This window comes from Pantoea sp. CTOTU49201, assembly GCF_032054795.1.
Taxonomy (GTDB): Bacteria; Pseudomonadota; Gammaproteobacteria; order Enterobacterales; family Enterobacteriaceae; genus Pantoea; species Pantoea symbiotica.
The window spans coordinates 1-4,415 of record NZ_DAMBSA010000385.1; the positions used below are offsets into that span (position 1 = coordinate 1).

Here is a 4,415-nt window from a genome sequence, read left to right on the forward strand (position 1 = left end):
TTGTGGGGAACTGTTGAAGCCATGCAGATAGATCAGCGCCGCCATTACTCAATAGCCCTCGGAATCAAGATCGGGGCGGAACATGTCGCTTTGCAGGCGGTTCACCTCGGTTTGCAGCACGCCGTCGGGCTGCAAGGTGAACCAGCGCCAGCCTGGCGCCAGCGTATCTATGGTGAAGTTGGTGCAATGCGGTTTGAACTGGACGCAGGTCGACGGTGAAGCCATCACGCGGCGCCCATGCCAGTCGAGATCGAGTTCCTGGTGAATATGGCCGCACACCAGATTGCGCGCACGCGGGAAGTGTTGCAGCACTGCTTCCAGCTGATGTGGATTACGCAAGCTGTGCTGATCTAACCAGGTACAACCGGAAGCCAGCGGATGATGATGCAGCAGCACTAAGGTGTGACGTTCCGGATACTTGCTTAGCGCGGTGTGCAACCACTCAAGCTGATATTCGCTCAACATGCCGTGCGGTACACCAAATACCTGGCTATCCAACAGCACCAGCTGCCAGTGATCCCCTAGCAGAACATGCTTGTCTGACTTAATACCCGCGTCGGCCAGCGTATCCACCATCGCTGGCTGAAAATCGTGATTTCCTGGCAGCCAGACGCAAGGTTTCGGCAGACGATTAATGCCCGCTACAAAATGTTGGTAAGCTTCGACGGTGTGATCCTGAGCGAGATCGCCGGTGGCGATAATCAGATCATAATGCTGCTGTTGTGCCTCAATGGCATCCAGCACCGCATCAAAACTCGACCAGGTATTCACCCCAAGCAGCGATTGATGTTTTCCGGCAAAAAGATGGGTATCCGTGATTTGTAAAATCCTGATATCAGACCCATCTCGCGCAGGAAGAGTTAGCAGGCTATCCAAAGCGTTTCCTTAATCTCCACGCCATCGTTGCGTTTTTTACGCTATCAGCAAACCGGTACTGCCACAGCGCCATGCGCTAAGCAGTAACGCAACCAATCCGCAAGGAACTGGTTAATCTGATGTTTTTCATCGCGCTGATGCAATTTTTTATTAGGATAATCATAGCGCGCTTTAAATCGGTAGATCTGTTTAGTGGAACACACTTCAGCGACCATCGCATCATGGTAGAGCCGCACCGACATCGAAGGCAGGCTCCAGTAACTCACCGCGGGCGCCACCTGACGCACTTCCACCAGCGTGGTGTAACGCGTTGATTCCTCGATGGTGAGCTGATAGCTGGCGCCATTCACCTGATAAATCACCGATGCGCCTGCCTCGTCATTACGCGGCAGCAGGCGACGCAGCTGGGCGAAATTGGTTTCGCACAGGCGCATCATTTCGGGAAAGTCAGGGGTATAGCGCTGTTTCATTTTAGCTTCCACTCTTCTCGTAGTTTTTCATGGTGCAACGCCAGCCATTGCAAGGCGATGACAGATGCCGCGTTATCAATAATCCCCTCTTCCACCCAGCGATAAGCCTGTTCGCGGCTCACCACATGTACAAGAATATCCTCATTCTCTTCCTCCAGCCCGTGATTTCCCTCTGCCAGGCTGGCATCCACTTCGCCCACCAGTACCGACAAACGTTCAGACGTTCCGCCGGGGCTGGCTAAGTAATTCACTATCGGTTTGACGCGACCAACCTTGAGGCCAGCCTCTTCTACCGCCTCACGTCGTGCGACATCTTCTGGTGTTTCGCCAGGTTCGATGATGCCAGCCACCATTTCCAGCAGCCAGGGCGTTGGGCTGGAATCAAAAGCGGGAATGCGGATCTGTTCGATCAGCACCACTTCATCGCGTAAGGGATCATAGGGTAGCAGCACGGCGGCGTGTCCGCGCTCAAAAACTTCGCGCACCACTTCACCACTCATTTCGCCATTAAAACGACGGTGACGGAAACGGTAGCTGACGATGGAAAAAAAACCATCGTAACGCGTTTCGCGTGCAATAATTTCTACATCGTTTTTTGTGAAAGTCACAGGGGATTTTTTTGCACTCGCCATCGTCTGATTCCTTATGCAGATTGGGATGGAGCAAAGAAAAGCCAAGTCTACCGCTCCGTCCGAGTGGTTCTTTTTGAATTATTTACGTAAATTAGGGGAAGAAGGCACGTTCAGCCAACTTATCTCTGACGCCGCCTCTGTAGAATCGGCGATTATTTTTTTGGCTTACCTGCAGCACTACCAGTGCATTTTGCTGCAACAAAAGGAATGCAAATGAAAAAACTGCTCCCACTTTTTATTGGACTGAGCTTGGGCGGATTCAGCCTTGCCAGCCAGGCAGAAAACCTGTTGCAGGTCTATCAGCAGGCGCGCCTTAGCAACCCCGATCTGCGCTCCTCTGCCGCTAACCGCGACGCAGCATTTGAGAAAATCAATGAAGCGCGTAGTCCTTTATTGCCGCAGTTAGGCTTGGGCGCAGATTATACTTATAACAACGGCTACCGTGACAGCAGCGGACTTCATTCCAACACGACCAGCGCCTCTCTGCAATTAACTCAAACTATTTTCGATATGTCGAAATGGCGTGCGCTGTCGCTGCAGGAAAAACAAGCCGGTATTCAGGACGTCACTTATCAGGTTGCTCAGCAAGATCTGATTCTGAATAGTGCAACTGCGTATTTCAACGTGTTGAAGGCGATCGATACGCTTTCTTACACCGAAGCACAGAAACAGTCGATCTACCGCGAATTGGATCAAACCACTCAGCGCTTCAACGTGGGTTTGGTCGCGATCACTGACGTGCAGAACGCCCGTGCACAGTATGACACCGTGCTGGCCAACGAAGTGACCGCACGTAACAACCTCGACAATGCGGTGGAATCGCTGCGTCAGATTACCGGCATGGATTATCTGTCGCTGGCTTCTCTGAATATCGATCGTTTCAAAACTGCGCGTCCAGATGCCGTTGCCAGCCTGCTGAAAGAAGCAGAAAGCCGCAACTTGACCTTGCTATCTGCGCGTCTGAGCCAGGATCTGGCACGTGAGCAGATTCGTTCAGCCGAAACCGGCCACATGCCAACGCTGGACTTGACCGCGTCAACCGGTATGTCGAACAGCAAATATGGCGGCAGCCGCGCCAATCAGAGCGCCGGCAGCACCGACTCGATCACCGGTTCTAACCAGGTTGGTCTGAGCTTCACCATGCCACTGTACAGCGGCGGTTCTGTCACCTCTCAGGTGAAACAGGCGCAGTATAACTATGTCGCGGCCAGTGAACAGCTGGAAGGCGCGCATCGTAGCGCGGTGCAGACGGTGCGTTCTTCGTTCAATAACGTGAATGCCTCTATCAGCAGCATCGATGCTTACAAGCAGGCGGTTGTCTCTGCACAAAGCTCATTGGATGCGATGGAAGCGGGTTATCAAGTTGGTACGCGTACCATCGTTGATGTGCTGGATGCGACCACCACGCTGTTCAACGCTAAACAGCAGCTTTCTGATGCGCGTTATAGCTACCTGATCAACCAGCTGAATATCAAATATGCGCTGGGTACGCTGAACGAGCAGGATCTGCAGCTGTTGAACAGCACGCTGGGCAAAGAGATCACCACGACACCAGAAGTGGTGGCGCCGGAAAATAACCAGCAGGCCGCGCGTGTGGATAACGGTCCGAAAGCATCATCGCCTTCAGCCGCCGCACAAGCCCGTCCAGCTGCCGCACGCAGCAGCGGAAATCCATTCGGTAATTAATTCCCCAAGGGGCCGCATGCGGCCCCTTTCGCATTCAATCGTATAGCTACGTAAAGATCCTTTCCCCATCTGGCTTCGCGCTTCATTTTCCACCGCTCATCCCCTATCCTTTACCGCACCTTTGGGCACAGGATGAAAATAATGAAACGGACGAAAAATATTCGCCATGCCGCTTTTCGTAAAAGCTGGCAGGCACGCCACTTAACGCCAGTCGCCTTTGCCGTTAGCGCAGTGTTTATGCTGGCAGGCTGCGAGCAGAGTGATGAGACGGTGTCGCTGTATCAAAATGCAGATGATTGCGCCAAAGCCAATCCAGGCCAGAGCGCACAATGTACCACTGCGTATAACAACGCACAGAAAGAAGCTGAACGTACCGCGCCAAAATACGCCACGCGCGAAGATTGTGTGGCTGAGTTTGGTGAGAATCAGTGCCAGCAAACGCCTGCACAAGCGGGCGTGGGCACCACCGCTAATAATGCCGAAGCGCAGCAAAGCGGGAGCTTCTGGATGCCATTGATGGCCGGTTACATGATGGGACGTATGATGAGCGGCGGCGCAGGCTTTGCCCAGCAGCCGCTGTTCTCGCCAAAAAATCCGAACAGCCCGGCAAACGGTAAATTTGTTGACGCTGCGGGTAAAAACTACGGCAATGCGACATCAGGCCGAACCATCAATGTGCCGAAAACAGCCATGGCGCCGAAACCCGCCACCACTTCCACTATCACGCGTGGCGTCTTTGGTGACAGCGTGG

General features: G+C 53.3%; 5 protein-coding genes. 2 read left to right on the forward strand and 3 right to left on the reverse strand.

Annotated features, from left to right (window positions below; genetic code table 11):
* Positions 1-48: 48 nt before the first annotated feature.
* From cpdA to nudF, 3 genes are read right to left on the reverse strand one after another with little or no spacing between them, the layout of a single operon-like run.
* On the reverse strand, positions 49-876 hold the full coding sequence (gene cpdA, locus RTY00_RS20535) for a 3',5'-cyclic-AMP phosphodiesterase (protein ID WP_293798306.1): 828 nt from the start codon (positions 874-876) through the stop codon (positions 49-51).
* A gap of 44 nt (positions 877-920) precedes the next feature.
* Positions 921-1,346, reverse strand: a complete 426-nt coding sequence (locus RTY00_RS20540; protein ID WP_008103400.1) for a DUF1249 family protein — start codon at positions 1,344-1,346, stop codon at positions 921-923.
* Positions 1,343-1,978 carry an ADP-ribose diphosphatase gene (gene nudF / locus RTY00_RS20545; protein WP_008103402.1) on the reverse strand — a complete coding sequence of 212 codons (636 nt, stop codon included), beginning with the start codon at positions 1,976-1,978 and terminating at the stop codon, positions 1,343-1,345. The genes RTY00_RS20540 and nudF overlap by 4 nt, the downstream gene beginning before the upstream one ends.
* Before the next feature lie 213 nt (positions 1,979-2,191).
* On the opposite strand from nudF, the gene tolC reads away from it, so the two are divergent.
* Positions 2,192-3,664, forward strand: coding sequence for an outer membrane channel protein TolC (gene tolC / locus RTY00_RS20550; RefSeq protein WP_312665894.1), 1,473 nt, complete (start codon positions 2,192-2,194; stop codon positions 3,662-3,664).
* A 141-nt stretch (positions 3,665-3,805) separates the two neighbouring features.
* Positions 3,806-4,415 (forward strand): DUF1190 family protein (locus RTY00_RS20555; protein WP_312665896.1); only part of this gene is annotated, 610 nt, incomplete at its 3' end.